At 45.5% G+C, this 16,627-nt stretch carries 13 protein-coding genes; 5 read left to right on the top strand and 8 right to left on the bottom strand.

Features of this window, described 5'->3' with window-relative positions:
* Positions 1–15: 15 nt before the first annotated feature.
* A complete protein-coding gene (locus AACQ93_RS11450) occupies positions 16–528 on the bottom strand; it encodes a GNAT family N-acetyltransferase (protein ID WP_064605108.1) in 513 nt (170 codons plus the stop codon).
* On the bottom strand, positions 525–2,702 hold the full coding sequence (gene yccS, locus AACQ93_RS11445; protein WP_064605107.1) for a YccS family putative transporter: 2,178 nt from the start codon (positions 2,700–2,702) through the stop codon (positions 525–527). The genes AACQ93_RS11450 and yccS overlap by 4 nt, the downstream gene beginning before the upstream one ends.
* A gap of 239 nt (positions 2,703–2,941) precedes the next feature.
* Here yccS and helD point away from each other — a divergent pair, with 239 nt between their 5' ends.
* On the top strand, positions 2,942–5,038 hold the full coding sequence (helD, locus tag AACQ93_RS11440) for a DNA helicase IV (protein ID WP_064605104.1): 2,097 nt from the start codon (positions 2,942–2,944) through the stop codon (positions 5,036–5,038).
* Positions 5,039–5,061: 23 nt separating this feature from the next.
* Here helD and AACQ93_RS11435 read toward each other — a convergent pair whose 3' ends face one another.
* The 3 genes from AACQ93_RS11435 to torT form a co-directional block, all read right to left on the bottom strand.
* Positions 5,062–6,048: an alcohol dehydrogenase catalytic domain-containing protein gene (locus AACQ93_RS11435; protein WP_007467104.1), complete on the bottom strand. Its 987-nt coding sequence runs from the start codon at positions 6,046–6,048 to the stop codon at positions 5,062–5,064.
* Positions 6,049–6,210: 162 nt separating this feature from the next.
* On the bottom strand, positions 6,211–6,669 hold the full coding sequence (locus tag AACQ93_RS11430) for a methylglyoxal synthase (RefSeq protein WP_007467102.1): 459 nt from the start codon (positions 6,667–6,669) through the stop codon (positions 6,211–6,213).
* Between the two features lie 180 nt (positions 6,670–6,849).
* Positions 6,850–7,944 (bottom strand): TMAO reductase system periplasmic protein TorT, encoded by a 1,095-nt coding sequence (gene torT, locus AACQ93_RS11425; protein ID WP_232323312.1) that lies wholly within the window; start codon positions 7,942–7,944, stop codon positions 6,850–6,852.
* Positions 7,945–8,025: 81 nt separating this feature from the next.
* Here torT and torS point away from each other — a divergent pair, with 81 nt between their 5' ends.
* Positions 8,026–10,971, top strand: a complete 2,946-nt coding sequence (gene torS / locus AACQ93_RS11420) for a TMAO reductase system sensor histidine kinase/response regulator TorS (protein ID WP_064605100.1) — start codon at positions 8,026–8,028, stop codon at positions 10,969–10,971.
* Between the two features lie 166 nt (positions 10,972–11,137).
* Here torS and AACQ93_RS11415 read toward each other — a convergent pair whose 3' ends face one another.
* Both AACQ93_RS11415 and AACQ93_RS11410 read right to left on the bottom strand, forming a co-directional pair.
* Positions 11,138–11,989, bottom strand: coding sequence for a LysR family transcriptional regulator (locus tag AACQ93_RS11415; RefSeq protein WP_064605098.1), 852 nt, complete (start codon positions 11,987–11,989; stop codon positions 11,138–11,140).
* 649 nt (positions 11,990–12,638) lie between these two features.
* On the bottom strand, positions 12,639–13,028 hold the full coding sequence (locus AACQ93_RS11410) for a phasin-related domain-containing protein (protein ID WP_064605096.1): 390 nt from the start codon (positions 13,026–13,028) through the stop codon (positions 12,639–12,641).
* 373 nt (positions 13,029–13,401) lie between these two features.
* Here AACQ93_RS11410 and AACQ93_RS11405 point away from each other — a divergent pair, with 373 nt between their 5' ends.
* The 3 genes from AACQ93_RS11405 (at position 13,402) to AACQ93_RS11395 (ending at position 15,178) form a co-directional block, all read left to right on the top strand.
* A complete protein-coding gene (locus tag AACQ93_RS11405) occupies positions 13,402–14,055 on the top strand; it encodes a glutathione S-transferase N-terminal domain-containing protein (protein ID WP_232323311.1) in 654 nt (217 codons plus the stop codon).
* A gap of 131 nt (positions 14,056–14,186) precedes the next feature.
* Positions 14,187–14,609, top strand: a complete 423-nt coding sequence (locus tag AACQ93_RS11400; protein ID WP_064605093.1) for a MarR family winged helix-turn-helix transcriptional regulator — start codon at positions 14,187–14,189, stop codon at positions 14,607–14,609.
* Between the two features lie 20 nt (positions 14,610–14,629).
* Positions 14,630–15,178 carry a hypothetical protein gene (locus AACQ93_RS11395; RefSeq protein ID WP_157097561.1) on the top strand — a complete coding sequence of 183 codons (549 nt, stop codon included), beginning with the start codon at positions 14,630–14,632 and terminating at the stop codon, positions 15,176–15,178.
* A 105-nt stretch (positions 15,179–15,283) separates the two neighbouring features.
* Here AACQ93_RS11395 and AACQ93_RS11390 read toward each other — a convergent pair whose 3' ends face one another.
* Positions 15,284–16,573, bottom strand: coding sequence for a rhodanese-like domain-containing protein (locus AACQ93_RS11390; RefSeq protein ID WP_064605089.1), 1,290 nt, complete (start codon positions 16,571–16,573; stop codon positions 15,284–15,286).
* Positions 16,574–16,627 lie beyond the last annotated feature (54 nt).

Below are 16,627 nucleotides of genomic sequence, written 5' to 3'. Positions count from 1 at the left end.
AGTTATGAGAATGGCTTAACGATTAAAGGTTATCTCATATAACCCCAAAGCAGGCTCACCTTCAGGTTCTTCAATATTGCAGACAAAATTCAGCCCCAGCCGTTTAATTAATCGGATACTGGAATCATTGTCTGATGTTGTGATGGCGACAATTTTATTGATTTTCAGCTCATTTCGGCCAAAATCCATCATCGCTTTAGCGGATTCGTAGCCATATCCCTGATTAAAATACTCAGGCAGGAAACCGTAGCCGATATCGATATCATCCAATGTATCTCGTTTGATCAGTCCGCAGATACCCACGGGTGTACCACATTCTTTTATTTCGACAAGGCTAAGTCCGATACCGTGTGACTGATACATACTGATTGGGCCATCTAGTAAGTACTGACGGGCATCATCTACCGTTTTCAGTGATTTATCTCCGACGAAACGCAGGAAAGGCTCTGTTGTGTAGAGTTTGAGTGCGAATGTGGCATCTTGCTCAGTCAGATGCCGAATACGAAGTCGTTCTGTTTCTAAAATCATGACAAACCCTTATTGGTTCTGGCTGCCAGCTTGTTTGCCAGTGAGTGTAATTCAGGCAGCATTCGTTGTATCAGGTGCAATTGTTGCAGCACCATACGGACGGAAGCGCAGTCCTCATCCTGCCATTGGGCCAGACGTTGCTCCAGCTCCAGATCGGAATCCGGTGCATTACAACATTGGTTACCATCCAGTTGCTCTGCAAGGCACTCAAGGTGGGCATGGATTTGACGGTAGGCCTGTGATACCAGCTGGATCTGATGAGTACTTTCATCGCCCAGTCGGGTGCGGTGTGCACCCAGTGCTGAAATATAACTCAACATGGCATGGTTTAGTGTCAGGAAGCGGAAGCACTCATCGGTGGCCATTCGGTAGCGGCCCGGCTCGGCCAGCATATTGCTGATTGCCGTACTCAGCTGAGCATCCGTATTGTGTGCATCACGACGGGCAATACGGTAGTGCAGGCTGTCTTTTTTACCAATCCGGTACTGGCCGATAATCTGTCCCAGATAATCTCGGTTGGTGGTGATAGCCGATGCCATCACTTTGTGCAGACGTCTTGCTTCCCAGTCCGGCAGAATAAAGCTCACAGCCAGTACTGCCAGTAAACATCCCAGCAAGGTATCACCCAGACGAGGCAGGATCACTGCATAGCCCTCGCCCAATTGATTAAAGCAGAACAGTACTAGCAGGGTAATGAATGCTGTAGCCAGCCCGTAACGTGCTGTGCGGAAGCTGAAGAAAAGCACTCCGGCAAGCACCATCAGAACCAGCTGTCCTTCCTGGCCAGGGAACAGGTATAGCAATGGAATACCTGCCAGCAGACCGCCTAACGTTCCCAGCACTCGTTGCACCAGCTTTTGTCTGGTCGCACTGTAGTTTGGCTGACAGACAAACAGCGTCGTCAGCAGTATCCAGTAACCTCGCTCAAGTTCCAATGCCTGGATGCAGCCGTAACCGACTGTCAGGGCGATAGCCATTCGCAGGGCATGGCGAAACAGCATAGAGTCGGGTTTGAACTGACTGGTGATCCGCTGCCAGCGCTCTTGCATGCTGCGGGCTTCGGTGTCGGCCAGTTCTGTGTCTGTTCCGGTCTGAGCCACATCCGGGTTACTGACGTTAGACAGCTGCCGCTCTACCGTAGCAAGGTTATTGAACAGATAATCCAGTTGGTTTATCAGGCTTCGCCACTGAGGCTGCTGCTGGCTTTTCAGGTACAGCAGAGACTCCTGGAGTTCATCGAGTGCTCTGACACTGTCGGCACCGTGACGGTAGGGTTTTCCCATAGCCAGAGCATGAGCTATCTCCTGGCAGGCGACGGCCTGGTTTTCCAGCAGGTGTTGAAAACGAAACAGGACATCACTGCGACGAAATGTATCAGCCAGATCCTGGTAGCGATAGTGTGATGAGCTGGCACGTTCATGGATATCCTGAGCAAGAAAATAGATCTTCAGGAATTTGTCGCCAGTTTCATTAGGGTGTCCGCGGCGGGCGCGGTGCAGCAGAGTCGCTTTGGCGGTATTTAAGGCAGCAACCACTCTTGCATTCTGGCTGGCCGCTTCAAGGCGTAAAGGTTGCGGTTGCAAGTTGGTGACGGGCTCAAACAGCTTACTTTTACTGTCGAGATAACAGGCCAGCTCACTGAATACTGCTGACAAACCTTGTTGCACCGGATGGTTAGGCCACAGCAACTGCCAGCCTAGTGACAACAGACCATACCATGACGCGCCGGCAAGCAGCAGCATTGGCTGGTACCATAAGTTCGGGCTGTGCTCCGCACCCAGCATGGTATAGACCGCCAGTAGCAAAGAAGCGAAGGCGATGCTGGCATAACGGGCTCCCATCGCGCCAAGCATGATGAAGCCGAAGGTGGACGTAAACAGCCCGATCGCAAAGAGAACGGGATAATCAAATAGAATCTCGATCGAAAACGCCGCAAACATGAAACAGGCGAGGGTCATCAGCAGAGCTTTGATTCGTCCGCTGAGGTTATCGTCAGTCTCGGCCAGCGCTGACGCGATGATACCCAGTACCAGAGGGGTTACTTCATTGTTAGCATTGAAATACCAGCAAGGCAGTGCAACGCCGACCAACGCAATTAAAACCCGAATACTGTAATTGATTCTGTCATTTGCCCAATAACGGCGCAAAGCAAGTTTCAAGCGGCTGTTTTGCATGTTAGTTCAGTCAGTTAGGAGGAGCGCATAAGATAACAAAGTTCCTGTCTCAAGGGGTATAAGTGGTGATAAAAAAATAATAACTAATAAATTTATTAGCAGAAATTTTACGCAAATAGCGGTTCTGGCGCTATGGCCTTACCGCAGTTCTTGCTACTCTTACTTGTTCCTGAATATTCAATAAATTCTACTATGAGTTCAGGTGTGTATAGTGTTGATGAGGAAGCTTTGGTGACGGCATGCGTTTGACAGCAGGTTGGCTAGCACAATGGTTAGTTCAGGGGGATTTTTGCAGTATCGAACTGGGTGAGAACTGCCTGATTCTTGACAGTTATACCGGAACAGAAGAGATACCATTCGATGATTGGGACGGAGCAATTACTGTTCATCGCGGAGTGGTATGGGGAAGTCTGGAGATCACTTCATCTGATCAGGAATATTGCTGGACGGTTCATGGCCTGCCATGGGAACAATGCAAGCAATTTGCCGGGTTTCTTCTGGACGCTTATCGTAACTGGGCTCAGGGGCGGGTTGAAAAGCTCGATCTGGCTTTACCTGAAATGCTGAATCGCATAGACGATTTCGTCGGTCAGTCGGTATATTTACGTCACTCCGATCATCAGGAGCTGACGCAGTTTCTTGAACAGTCACTTTCTTCAACTGGCCTGACTTATGAGCTGGCTGCTTCTTTCCGCCCGATGGCATTTGAAAAACTGGATCCATGGTTGGACGACGAAGCTAATGCTGACTGGGTGGCGGACACCAATAAGCAGTGGCTTCACAATCAATCAGACAAATGGTCATCATGGTTTGATTCATTTGAATCTTCTCCGCTGAATGAATCTCAGCGAGAATCTGTACTGATTAATCAGGATCACAACCTGGTACTTGCTGGAGCCGGAACCGGTAAAACCAGTGTTTTGGTTGCTCGTGCCGGGTATCTGGTGGCTAACCAGCAGGCTCAGCCGGAAGAAATCCTGATGCTGGCATTCGGGCGTAAAGCTGCAGAAGAAATGGCTGAGCGTCTTGGGCAGAAAGTCAGTGACAGAATTAAAGTGGCAACTTTCCACAGCTTGGGGACTCAGATCATTAAGGCTGTAGAAGGTGAGATGCCGAACGTCACCCCTCTGGCTCTTGATGATAAAGCGCGTACCGACTGGATTGCAGAGTTATTGACCGAGCAATGGCAGCATGATGCTTCGGCTAAAAGGTGGCAGAAGCATCTGACACAGTGGCGTATCCCTGGGTTCAAAGCTGATAATTCAATGGAAAAGCAGGCTCGAAGCGAGCCGCTTGCTGCCTGGGTCTGGCGACATATTGAATTACTTGGCCAGCGCGGTGCGAGTAAATCTGATTTAAACAAGGCCATTGAAGAGAGCGGTAGCCATTCAACTGCACGAATGAAAAGTGAGTTGGCTTTGCTGTGGCCATGCTATCGTGCTTATCAGCAGCATCTGAAAAACTATAAGCAGATCGACTTCAACTCCATGATCCAAAAAGCGACTGAGTATGTCGGCAAGGGTAAATTTGTACCTGAGTGGCGATTTATTATGGTCGATGAGTATCAGGACATTTCACCCCACCGCTTAGCCCTGATTGAAGCCTTATGTAATGTCGATCGAGAACAGTCGGAGCGGGAACGCCCGACTTTGTTTGCGGTTGGTGACGACTGGCAGGCGATTTACCGTTTTGCCGGTGCTGATGTCAACTTGACCACTGGCTTTGAGCAACGCTTCGGAGCAAGTCATGTCACGCAACTGAACACCACTTATCGCTTTAATAACATGATTGGTGAAGTGGCTAACCGATTTATTCAGCAGAACCCGCAGCAACTGCAGAAAGACTTATCCAGCTTTAAGAAGCAGAAGCGAAAAGCCGTGACATTACTGTGTCAGGATCTGCTAGAGCAGGAATTGGTTCAACTGGCTTCCAAGAATAGTGAGCAGACATCTGTCTTGCTGTTGGGGCGCAATAACAACCAGTCTCCGGAAAAGCTGAAAGCCTGGCAGAAGCAATGGCCTCAGTTTGATTTGAAATTTATGACCTGTCATGCCAGCAAAGGTCGCGAAGCAGATTACGTGTTCATTCTGGATGTTAATCGGGGAGTATTCCCGGCTCCGGATCGTGAGACCGGGCTGGCAGCATGTCTTCAGGCAAGAAATGAGGCTTTCGCCGATGCAGAAGAGCGCCGCCTTTTCTATGTCGCGCTGACACGAGCAAGAAAGCATGTGTGGGTGTGTGCTGAACCGGAAAAAACCTCACCTTTCGTCAATGAGTTGATTGATGAAAAATATTCGGTATTTAATAAAATCAAGCGGGTAAAAGCCGCGAAATAACGATATCAGAGATAGTTTCGAAACTATAACTGCCCTGTACTGACGACCAGTTTTCCGCTGTGTTTCTGGCGTTGTAATTTCTTTAGCCCTTCGGCCAGTTTGTCGAAGGGCAGTACCTCTTGAATCATAGGATCCAATTTTCCTTCTGCGACTAGGCTGGTTAGCGTATTACCAATGTCTGCAAGGTGATGGACATCTTCGGGGGCACCATGGGCATAAGTTCCGTGCAAGGCCACTTCATGCATGCTGATAGCTTTAGTGGTTGCCAGTAGCGGCACTTGGTTGAACTGGTCGGCTATCATGACAATTTCGCCGTTATAACGAATCAGTGTGCTCATTATGCTGCCGGACTTTGCCGATACGCAGTCAATGACGGCATGTAGCAGGTGATCTTCGGTCAGATTGATAATCCGCATGGCGACATTATCTTGTGTCGGATCGATGACCGCCTCAGCGCCGTAGTTGAGTAATCGATGACGATGACGTTGTTCGGCTATGGCGTACACATGCGCTCCCGCCATTCTTGCCAGTTGAACGGCAAACCCTCCGACGCCACCTCCGGCACCGGTTATGGCTATGTGCTGACCCGGTTGAATATCCAGCTTATCGTGAACTGCCAGCCAGGCACTGTATCCGGCACAGGGCAGGGCGGCTGCCTGCTCAAAGCTGACACTGTCCGGAATTCGGCTGAGGAGATTAGCTTTGACTGTTGCATAGTGTGCAAAGCCGCCGGCTTTACGGGGATCGGCAAAACAGAAAACCCGATCGCCGGGGTTGAGGTGAGAGACTTCTTTTCCGACGCTTGAAACCACTCCAGCGATATCCAGCCCGATAATATGCGGGTACTCCCAGGTTGCGTATCCCCAGGATGCCAGCTTGTAATCCATCGGGTTAAGCCCTGCTGCGGCAACATGAATACAGACCTCATCACTGGCGGGCTTTGGTTTTACAGCTCTGGCTAGCTTCAGCTTGTTGAGCCCTTCAGGTTTAGTCAGTTTCCATGCCTTCATAGATCACCGCGGGAATAAGAAATATGACAGTTTTATAAAGATAAACCTAAATTCATTATGTTGAGAGGCTGGTGATGAGAATGACGATGAGAAACGAGGCTGAGCTTAAAAATGAAAAAGCCCTCTGCGCAGAGGGCTTATGAGAATCAAAGGATTGAAATATTAATCAAGGCGCTCATCCAGATAGCCCTGGTAATCCGGGATTTCTATTTCAACTTCTTCACTTAGTTTTGGCGAAGAAATCATGAAGTTAGCACTGGCACGGTTAGTTGCTACAGGAACGTTCCATACTGCAGAAATACGTAGAAGGGCTTTTACATCCGGGTCGTGTGGTACTGCATTCAGAGGATCCCAGAAGAAGATCATCATATCGATTTTGCCTTCGGCGATGAGTGCACCAAGTTGCTGGTCACCACCCATAGGGCCGCTTAACATGCAGTTGACGGTAAGACCTGTCTCTTTAGCGATAATATGACCGGTTGTGCCGGTGGCATACAGCGTGTGGTTGGCCAGCTTGTCTTTATGCTCGCCTACCCAGCGCAGAAGGTCTGATTTGCAATTGTCATGTGCTACCAGCGCAATGTGCTTGCTGGCTTGCATGGTACGGGTTGTTACGTCCATCCAGGGCTCCAGTCAGAATATGACTAACGAAAAAAATGGCACACATTAATAGCAAAGCCGGTTTGATATGTACAACGCAAGGCTTTGAAATCAAAGGTGGCTAACATTAATGAGTAGTTAGTTATATTCTGATGGTGAATTACTTCACATTTATGTCAATAGACACAGATTCAGTAACTATCAGCGCTGCACTTCATGATTATAGACACTGAATGCCGGTCTGAATTCAGCCGGTGACAGTGAATCAGCAATGACAGAGGCAGGTAAATGCTTTGGAGTCAGCCATTCAATCTTGGGTGAAATATCACGCTCCATCGGTTTTTTCTCCAGAAAACGTACCGCCTGATCAAGCGAGAGCATTGCCTGCTGAGCCATTTTATCAGTTGGAGCAAACAGGATACGTCCTCGGCGCAATCCGCGGTAAACGCCATGACTGAGGTAGGTTGAGACAACTTTGATCTCTTTCAGCTTGTGGTTGGCACGTAGTTCACTAATAGCTACTTCGGCCGCCACGGCACCACCGACGATGTAATTTAAGTGCTGTCTGTCGGCAAACAATTGCTGGATCAGGTTACGCTGAAGCTCTTTACTGTTGTCTGCCCAAAGTGTCGTGATGATATTAATATCGCTGTTTTTGGTTGCGTCAAGGAAGCCCTGGGTTACAGGCTTGGTTCCGCCGCGTTGTGACGGGCCAGGCAGCCATGCAATATCAACTTTGCCGCTGCCTTTTGGGTGGCGTTTCGCCAAAAATTCACCGGCAGCCCGACCCATGTCATACCAGTCAACGCCAACTCTGGCATAAACACTTTCACGGATATCTTTATCTTTCATATCGATATCATTAATGGTCGCGAATACCGGAATGTTGCCGGTCAGCTGGGAAAGAATCCCGTTGTAGGCGACACTGTCTACAGTACCGAGAATAATCGCATCAGCTCCCCATTGCTGACAGTCCTGGATTTGGGTCTGCTGTTTATCCAGATTTGGGTAACCACCGGCTTCCAGCACTTTCAGGTTGATACCCAGCTGCTTGGCGTGCTCGACCATTCCATAATTGATCGAAATCCAGTATGAATCTTTCAGGTGTGGGTAGACGGCACAGATTTTCCATGCTTTGGCAGCCTGTTTCAGCGGCTGGTATTTGATCACCTCAGATTGCTGCTCATTAGAAAATGGCGGTTTATGGGTGATAATTTCAGCTGCAAACGCTGGCTGAAAAGAGAAAAAGAGTAAGAAAAAGGAAAAAATCCGCATTTTATTCATGATTATTAGCATCTGGACCGTCTTCACTGGCAAAATAGTAATGTTTTATTTTGTGTGGTTAAACCTTAATTTTTCCTGTTGTGGTTCTCCTGTATGACATTCACTCCAATCGGGATTGGTAAAAAATTGCTGATCGCTTTCTCAATGATGGCTGCTTTGATGATTATTGCAGCGGTTATTGGTGTCGCTGGTTTTTCTTTGGTCGCCAAAACAGAGCGGACGGTGATTAATTCGGCAGTGCCGGCATTGGCTGAAGCACGTGAACTTTCTGACTTAAGTACCCGAATTATTTTCACCGCTCAGGTACTGGCGAAGTCAAATGACAAGCAGGAGAGGGAAAGGCAGGGAAAAGCTCTGACTATTCACATAGAAGGGCTGAAAGCGAGCCTGCGAGAGCTAGAGCAATATTCGTTTGATCCCAAGCTGATGACCAAGCTGGAGGATGACGTAAAAAGCATCGTCGATAACCTCGCAATGCTGGGATTGTTGGTTGGCCGTAAAATCGACCTGCAAAGTCAGGTGAATATGCTGACTGATGAGCTTTCTTATGCCACGTTGCAGATTGACTCCCTTTCCCAGTCACAGGTCTCTAATGCTAATACCATCGCGATTGCTAACGTATCCCGTATTTATGATTTGGTTGATGACGGAAACACTTCCGCGGTATTTAAGGCGCTCGACAGTCTGGTGGAAGTGGATATGGACCTGACTGAGCGTCTGTTCGAACTTCGCTTTCTGTCTCTTCAGGTGCTGAATATGCTGGATGATTCCAACCAGATCGACAGTATCAAGGCGCTTTCCAGATTAAGAACCCGTTATACCCATGCGGTATCGGTGATGCATCACCGAGTCAAATCAGTTGAGGATCCGAGTCGTTCAGAACAGTTGTTGGATCTGACAAAAACTCTTAAACGCGGTGGAGTACTGTTCGGCACTCAGGAACAACTGCTCTACGCCAAGAAAGATGTTGAGCGAATGGAGCAGCAGAACCTGGTGTTGTTTCAGCAACTTAACCAGACCGTGAGTGACATCATCACCGCGGCAAATGAAGGTACTCAACAGGCGGTAACTAAAGTTGATGAAACTCTGACTGTAGCCCGTAACAGTCTGATCGGCATTTCGGCTATGGGTATGCTGGTACTGGTTCTGATCATGTGGCGCTACGTCTATGCTCGCGTGATCAGCCGGATCAATGAATACAGTAAAGCACTGATGTCGCTGGCAAGGGGCGATTTGGAAATTCGCCTGACTATCAAAGGTGATGATGAGCTGGCTCAGATGGGGCGGGCTATCATGGTTGCCCGTGATACTGCTTATGAACGTCATCGTCTGGCTCAGGTTGAGTCGAAGATCCGTTTTGAACTTCAACAGCATAAGACCAGCCTGGAGCGTCTGGTTGCTCAGCGAACCAGTGAACTGAAAAAAGCCAATGCCAAGCTGAATGAAGAAGTGAAAAACCACGCAGAAGCACGGGCTGAGGCAGAGAAAGCCAACCGCGCGAAATCAGCTTTCCTGGCAACTATGAGCCATGAAATTCGTACCCCGATGAATGGGGTGCTGGGTACAGCTTCACTGCTTGCTGATACCGGACTAAATAAGGTTCAGGCTCGGTACCTGGATGTGATTAACCGCAGCGGTGAGTCGTTGCTGGACATTCTTAATGACATTCTCGATTACTCGAAAATTGAAGCCGGACACCTTGATATCCGTCCGAGAGACTTCTCTTTGTCTGAGCTGGTAAAAGATGTTTATGACATGCTTGAAAATCGGGCATTGGCGAAACATATCAAGCTGGTTTGTGATATTGAACCTGGCTTGAATGACATCTGGGTAGGTGATGCAACACGGATTCGTCAGGTGCTGGTTAACCTGGTAAGTAATGCGATTAAATTTACAGAAGAAGGTGAAGTGACGATTATCGTTCGTCCGGATCCGATGGTTAAAGGTGATCTGCTGTTTGAAGTTGAAGATACCGGTTCTGGGATCGCACAAGATGAGCAGCAGACGATGTTTGATGCTTTCAAACAATCGTTTGAAGGCCGTCAGGCAATTGGTGGAACCGGCCTTGGGCTTGCGATTAGTAAACGTATTATTGAAGCGATGGACGGGGAAATCGGTGTCCACTCAACGCTTGAAGTCGGCAGTTGCTTTTGGTTCTCCCTGAGTCTAGCTCCGGGCAAGCTTTCTCATGTTGTGGAAAGTGCGGCGGAAAAAGTGGCACCGGCGCATATTCTGCTGGTGGAAGATAATCCGGTAAACAGTATGGTGGCGGAAGGCTTCCTGAAACGACTGGGCCATAGTGTGGTGATTGCTGAAGATGGTGAACAGGCGGAACAGGCTTACAGTAAACAGGTATTTGATTTGGCATTGCTGGACATTAACCTGCCAGATACAGATGGAGTGACTCTGCTTCATCGTCTGCGTGATATTGAAAGTTCGAACCTGAAAGAGGGCCGATTTGAGCTTACGCCAATGGTGGCATTCTCCGCGCATGTATTTAGCGAAGAAGTTGAAAGTTATCTGGCCGAGGGTTTTGCAGGGTTCCTGCCGAAGCCTCTGGTTGAAAAACAGCTGGTTGAAACGATTGGCAGCATACTGGCGGGAGAAAAACGCGTTGTGGTTGATGGTGCGGTTGTCAGTGACGAGGCACAAAACAATATTAATCAAGAAGAGTTGGAGAGGGTTGAGATGACAGAACAAACAGAGTGTCCGGTTTTAGATGAATCTGTGCTGGGTAGCGATTTGCAGATATTAGGTGAAGCTCAGGTCACTAAACTGATTAGCTTGTTTATTGATTCTTCATCTCAAACTTTGGATAAATTGATGGAAGCAGTTTGCGCAGGTCAACTGAGTGAAGTATCTAAGCAAGCACATACACTGAAAGGTGCCGCGGGAACCATGGGGCTGACTCGTTTGCATAAAGTATGTCTGGATTTTGAAAAATCAGCGAAAGAAGGTTCAATTGATCATCTTAATGCCGAAGATTTAACAATCGCTTTTGAACAGTCTAAAGAGGCATTGGAATCGGCGTTTAGTTAATCCTAGTAAATCATGATTAAGTAATTTCCTGATTAAAGGCCGCATAAGCGGCCTTTTTTAATCCTAGCAATCAACTTGTGCACGGATAATGATGAATGTTCCTTGAAACAATCAATATTGAGTAACTCAAAATTAATCACATAAGGAATACTTTCCTTTCTTATTGTTAATGTAAATTGAAAGGGTTCATTTGAAGTGAGTTAAACGTATTGACAAACTCAACATGTTGAATATTCATCAGTGATTTTTCATTAAACCAAACATAAAGGTCTATTCCGGGATTACGAAGCCTGGTAATTTCATAACACTCCGGAAGTGAGATATAGTCAGGGCAAATAATAATACAGTTTTCCGAGGCCATATCATTTTTAATGATTTTGGTGCTGCTGGTAGATAGCCAGTTTTCAATGCCACTGCTATCAATGTTATTATCTGTTAGTATATCCATAACCTCTTCCTTGCTTAAGCTATTGAAGTAAATAGCTTTTTGTGGCTTTTCCAAGTTATTGTTTGTGCTTATTATTCTATAGCCACTTCGTTTGATATTAATTGCTCTGCCTGGATTTGTCGGTTTCATATTAACTGACAACACCATGTCATACTCATCAAAAATGTCTGACTGGTTGATACCAAAAGGTGTGTAATGAGTAATGCATAAGTCAAAGTCAGCTTGAAAGCGTTTTAGTATTTTATCGACTAAGCTAGGGCAAAACAGGTTTGAAATTGCAATTCTGTATTGTTTTTTATTCTCATTTAACTCCCTATAAAGATTTTCATATATCTCAAAACTCTCTGTTGCATATTTGAGAAGTATTGTCCCTTCATGAGTAAGTTGAAAACCATCTGAACGGTTAAAAACGTTATAGCCAAGTTTTTCTTCAACCTTTTTTATATGTTGAGAAACGGCTGGTTGTGTCATAAACAATGACTGTGCGGCTAAAGTGACGCTCTTATGCTTAGCAACAGACATAAATGTTCGGAGAAGTTTTACATCAATTAATTGTGCACTTGTAATCATATTTGTTTTAGGTTTTATTGTTTTAGATTTTATTATTTTAGGCTTTGTTAATATATGTCCATTTAGTAGATGTTATTATTTCCTTGGTACCGAATAATAACGTGCATATTAGTGACGATGGGGTGTCACATAAGACCTCCTGTATATAATTATATGAATAATCCTTTTGTTAAAATTGTATTATCAATACAAGATAACCAATTAGGGTGCAATCTAGCGTGATCTCGGTGCAAAAATCAATCATTATTGATTCTTTAGTCAATAATGGCGATTTTGCGCAAAAAAGGCACATTAAGTTTCGAAAAATTCAGGATTGTCTGGTACGATGTGCGGATATTTTTATATGAATAATATGTTTTTAACTGTCTATACTTATTAATTAAACCGTTGTTTTGTAGGGATGTTAAATATTGTTGAAATTGAACTTCGTTTTTTATAAGCATTCAAAATAAAGGCTATAACAATAATTTATAATATCCAGTGTTCTTTATAGGTGGGATTATTTTCTTAAGGCGAATAGAGGACACTTGCTGTTTCTTGCTCGTTTGTTGTCTTTCTAGATGATGGCTTATTGGTTGTATTGAATGTTTAAGAAGACAATAAAGAAAGGCCGCATAAGCGGCCTTCTGTGCATAAACAATGAATAAAATTATTCGGCTTTTTCTTCTTTCTCTTCAGGTTTTGCGTGCTCTTGCTTTTTAGCAACAAGCATTTCAATGTTTTGTGTTAGCTGATCAATTTTGTCATCGATATTGTCTAGTCGCTCGTTATCCAGACCAACAAACTTTTGGATTGTCATCTGAACGCGTTCTTCTATAGCTACAGAAGCGTGGCTTTGTTCAGTGTGTAGACGCTCTTTTGTGTTTGACTCAATAGCGCGGCCTTTTTCGACTAATTCATCGAACAAGGTCTTGCTTTTTTCTGATAACTGGTTAACTTCTTCTGTGCTTTTTGCGTAGGCACCAAGACCTGCTAACCAGATGTTATGCAACTTTTTATCTTTCAGAATATTGTCAGCTGATAGTTTAATAATGCCCATAACTACATTCCTTTCGCTTTGTAGACTTAATTGTTAGGTCGTCTTACTTTAGATTGTCTTACTTGCTTTGTTATATACATCATATGAATCAGGATTAGAGTCTTCTCACTAAAAACACCCTTTATGGTGATTTTTTTTAATTTCTTTTCAGCGATCACTAATCGTAAGGTATGAAAATAGCTTTTATCCAATTTTCAACGCAGGACTCATTAATGTTATTGAGATTTATTTACTCTTAACTTTGGATCTTGTCAGAGAACAGGTTAAAAGGATGAACTATTGGATTGATATTGCATCATCAACGCTGGCTTCCAGTTGCAGGTTCTGGAATGGAACTGTGGCGAGCAAAGTTGAAAAGCAGCCAAAGCAAATGATGATTTTGTTTGATCAGGAAGGTGATCCGGAGTGTCGGCTCGTTCGGGAAGTGCTGACGGAACTGAATTTAAATGTGATCATTGCACCTTGTCCTTCTGGCGGAAAAAATACTGAAAAGTTTCATTCCGTATTCAGTAAAAACAGGTTGCCAATACTTATTGATTCTGAGAACCAATGTGCATTGGAAGGCGCTGAAGATATTTCTGGTTATCTTTTCAAACAATATAAAGGGGTAGACCTTCCCTCAAGGTTTGTTTGTAAACTTCAGCAATTCCTGACTTCAAACCTGGCAACAGGAGTACGTTTGGCTTCTGGCATTAAAGCGCGGGCATCGAAACAGCCAGCTCTTCCTTTAATTCTATACAGCTTTGAATCTAGCCCTTTTTCCCGTCTCGTTCGGGAGTGCTTATGTGAACTTGAGCTGACTTATATTTTGATTAACTTGGGCAAACAACAATTTTCGGATATGGGGCCGGCCAACTTCCGCTGGACGGTTTTGCCTTACAAGCCTGTGCCTGATACTAAGCGGGATGACTTTTTCAAATTGCACGGAAAAGTCCAGGTGCCATATTTAATGGACCCTAATACAGGTATTGATTTGTTTGAATCGAAAGATATTTTGCGTTACCTGAATCAGACTTATGCAATTTAATCAACCGATTGAATGAAGCTGGGTGAGACTTTGTTTCACCTTTGCTTTGTGTATATTGTTGACAACATCAACCATGTGTCTGAAAATATCGTACTTGATAAAATTATGGTTAAGCGGGTTTGGTGGCGTGAATGGTTGATATGACTTCAAGATATTTGTTTGATTTGATGCAGCGTTATCGTGCAAAGATGAAAACCGCGGTGGGGGCCAAGGCGTTAAACCTTAATGCTATGCATATTCAGTGTATTCGCTACATTAATGACGTGGAAAACTGCACTGCGAATTTAATTGTACAGGGTTTGGATCGAGACAAGTCGCAGATATCTCTGGTTATTAGAGATATGGCTAAAAGAGGCTGGATAGAATTGCTCCCCAATCCTGAAGATAAGCGCAGTAAACTGATTAAGCTGACAGGTGAAGGGACTGAATTGCTGGAAAAAGTGATTCAGGAAGAAGCTGCGGTTGCACAAAAGATGAAAGAAGGTTTGAGCCAGGAAGACATTGAGACGTTCGATCGAATCGTTTTAACCATGCAAAAAAATCTTATGAAATAGCCATGACGATGAGAACCAGGATGATACGTCGCCCACTTCTTAGCGATGAAAGAGTGCCGTTAATAAGTGCTGATGATGGCTGTTCACAGTTTGCTGTCAGCGATTTGGTCTATTTCACGGATTGTCATGCAAATCAGCCGGACTGGATTAAGCAGTTGTTTGTTTGCAAAGGCTTTGTAAGGCAAATTTATCGCAGGCAGGATACAGGAGAGGTTGTTTATGACATCCACTTTCCTTTTGCCCGTTGCTGTAAATTAATCCCTGAAGCTGAGCTGGCAACAGACAATCAGCCGCAGTTTGCGCCTTGTCCATGGGGTAAGATTGAGGGAATGATTATTGATGGCATCATGTTGCGAATCGAAAACAGTTTAGCGGTGAAACCAATGCTGGATGAGATTGTGCGTTGCCTTACCCGGGAAGTGACAGAATATCTGAATTCGCGCAGAAGACTTCATATGATTCTTCGAACTGATAATACTAACCTGAAAATTAGTTTTGACCAGTCTGCAGAATTTCGTTTGTTCGGTAAGCGAATATCTTATGAAGAGGCGATTACATCTTTCCGCTGATGCTTAATTACTCGCTATCACTCGGTTAGTAGGCGGAATGATGCTATGTAAAAAGCTGCCATATAAAAGAGCCATCATTTTTGATGGCTCTTGTTGTATCTGCGGTTATTTCGATGGCTTAATTTCGCCGGTTGAGGTTGGGTTGGCAGGGGCGCCGCTCCACTCAAACCAGCCGCCGTCGAAGACGCTGATGTTTTCCCAGCCCATCACATAAGCATAGAAAAACACCTCAGATGCACGCCATCCAGTGCCGCAGTAGAAAGATGCTTGATGGGATTTTTCAATTCCCCATTCTTTCCAGAAGGCTTCAATAGAGTCTGCACTAAGCATGGTGTCATCCGGGTTACGGAAGTCTTCCAGGTGATAGGCATCCGAGCCAGCATGACCCCACTTGGAACCGGTAATGCGGCCTTTGGGTTTGATGTACTTATAGCCGCTGGTTATGCCGATGTACTCATCCCATGTACGAATGCTGACCAGTGATTTGTGCTTAGGATCGGCCAGGATGTTTTTGGCCTCCGGTACATCAATGATCAGATCCGGGCGTGATGGGATAGGGCGGCCAAATTCAACATTTGCTGATGCTGAGTTCAGCATCGGTTCGGTGATATAGCCAGCGTTAACCCACGACTTCCAGCCGCCGTTAAGCAGGCGTACATCTTCAACTCCCGCATACATCATAATGTTGGCTGCACGAGCTGCTGCTGTATTATCCCGGCCATAAAAAATAACGGTGGTATCGTAGCTGATACCCAGGTTTTTGATGACTTCTGTCAGCTTTTTGTCATCAACTCGGTTCCACCATGGCTCAGATTCAATATCGTTAGTATTGAGGTACAAAGCCCCAGGAATGTGGGCTGCCAGGTACTTAGTCGGTGGTCCCCAGGCAACTTCGACAACTTTAAAGCCCTTTTCAGGGGCGTAGAGGGTGTTTTCGCCGTTAATAACCTGCTCTAACCATTCCGGTGAAACCAGATTCTGGAATTTAGGCAGGCGTTCAATTTCACCTTTGTAATCACTGATTTTTTGCGTAATTACCGCAACGTTGTCCATACCAATGGAGTGAAGCTGTTCATTGAGTACCTTAGCTTTTTCCGGCCCGCAGTAAAGGAAGGTTTTTTTATCAAACTTAACACCTTTGTGCTGCAGCAAATGTTCCAGATGTGGCGGACGTAAGGTGCTTAACCAGTCAGAATCGAAGTTTATAGCCCCCGGATAGTGACCACCCATGGTTGCTGAACCTTCGGGCCAGCCGTTGTAGTGGTTGCTGGAGCGACAGTCGATCACTTGAATATCAGACGCAGGAAGAGTAGCCAGGTCATCAAACGTTGTAGCCATCAGCGGTGTGCTGAGCAGGCCGATAAAAGGAAGTAATAGGCGTTTTCCTGAAACCATATTTAATAATCCAAGAATCAAATAAGGCAGGCATTATATATGCCTGCCTTTGGG

The sequence above is a fragment of the Photobacterium sp. J15 genome, assembly GCF_963870815.1.
GTDB classification, from domain to species: Bacteria; Pseudomonadota; Gammaproteobacteria; order Enterobacterales; family Vibrionaceae; genus Photobacterium; species Photobacterium marinum.
The sequence above is the reverse complement of the archived record's forward strand: the minus strand, read 5'-3'. Positions and strand labels throughout refer to the sequence as shown.

What these genes read in the sequence shown, in the direction of transcription:
- AACQ93_RS11450 (WP_064605108.1), bottom strand. Translation starts at nt 528, where the DNA reads ATGATTTTAGAAACAGAACGACTTCGTATTCGGCATCTGACTGAGCAA.
- AACQ93_RS11415 (WP_064605098.1), bottom strand. Translation starts at nt 11,989, where the DNA reads ATGATTACAAGTGCACAATTAATTGATGTAAAACTTCTCCGAACATTT.
- yccS (WP_064605107.1), bottom strand. Translation starts at nt 2,702, where the DNA reads ATGCAAAACAGCCGCTTGAAACTTGCTTTGCGCCGTTATTGGGCAAAT.
- AACQ93_RS11410 (WP_064605096.1), bottom strand. Translation starts at nt 13,028, where the DNA reads ATGGGCATTATTAAACTATCAGCTGACAATATTCTGAAAGATAAAAAG.
- AACQ93_RS11430 (WP_007467102.1), bottom strand. Translation starts at nt 6,669, where the DNA reads ATGGACGTAACAACCCGTACCATGCAAGCCAGCAAGCACATTGCGCTG.
- AACQ93_RS11400 (WP_064605093.1), top strand. Translation starts at nt 14,187, where the DNA reads ATGGTTGATATGACTTCAAGATATTTGTTTGATTTGATGCAGCGTTAT.
- AACQ93_RS11435 (WP_007467104.1), bottom strand. Translation starts at nt 6,048, where the DNA reads ATGAAGGCATGGAAACTGACTAAACCTGAAGGGCTCAACAAGCTGAAG.
- torS (WP_064605100.1), top strand. Translation starts at nt 8,026, where the DNA reads ATGACATTCACTCCAATCGGGATTGGTAAAAAATTGCTGATCGCTTTC.
- AACQ93_RS11390 (WP_064605089.1), bottom strand. Translation starts at nt 16,573, where the DNA reads ATGGTTTCAGGAAAACGCCTATTACTTCCTTTTATCGGCCTGCTCAGC.
- AACQ93_RS11405 (WP_232323311.1), top strand. Translation starts at nt 13,402, where the DNA reads ATGATTTTGTTTGATCAGGAAGGTGATCCGGAGTGTCGGCTCGTTCGG.
- helD (WP_064605104.1), top strand. Translation starts at nt 2,942, where the DNA reads ATGCGTTTGACAGCAGGTTGGCTAGCACAATGGTTAGTTCAGGGGGAT.
- AACQ93_RS11395 (WP_157097561.1), top strand. Translation starts at nt 14,630, where the DNA reads ATGATACGTCGCCCACTTCTTAGCGATGAAAGAGTGCCGTTAATAAGT.
- torT (WP_232323312.1), bottom strand. Translation starts at nt 7,944, where the DNA reads ATGCTAATAATCATGAATAAAATGCGGATTTTTTCCTTTTTCTTACTC.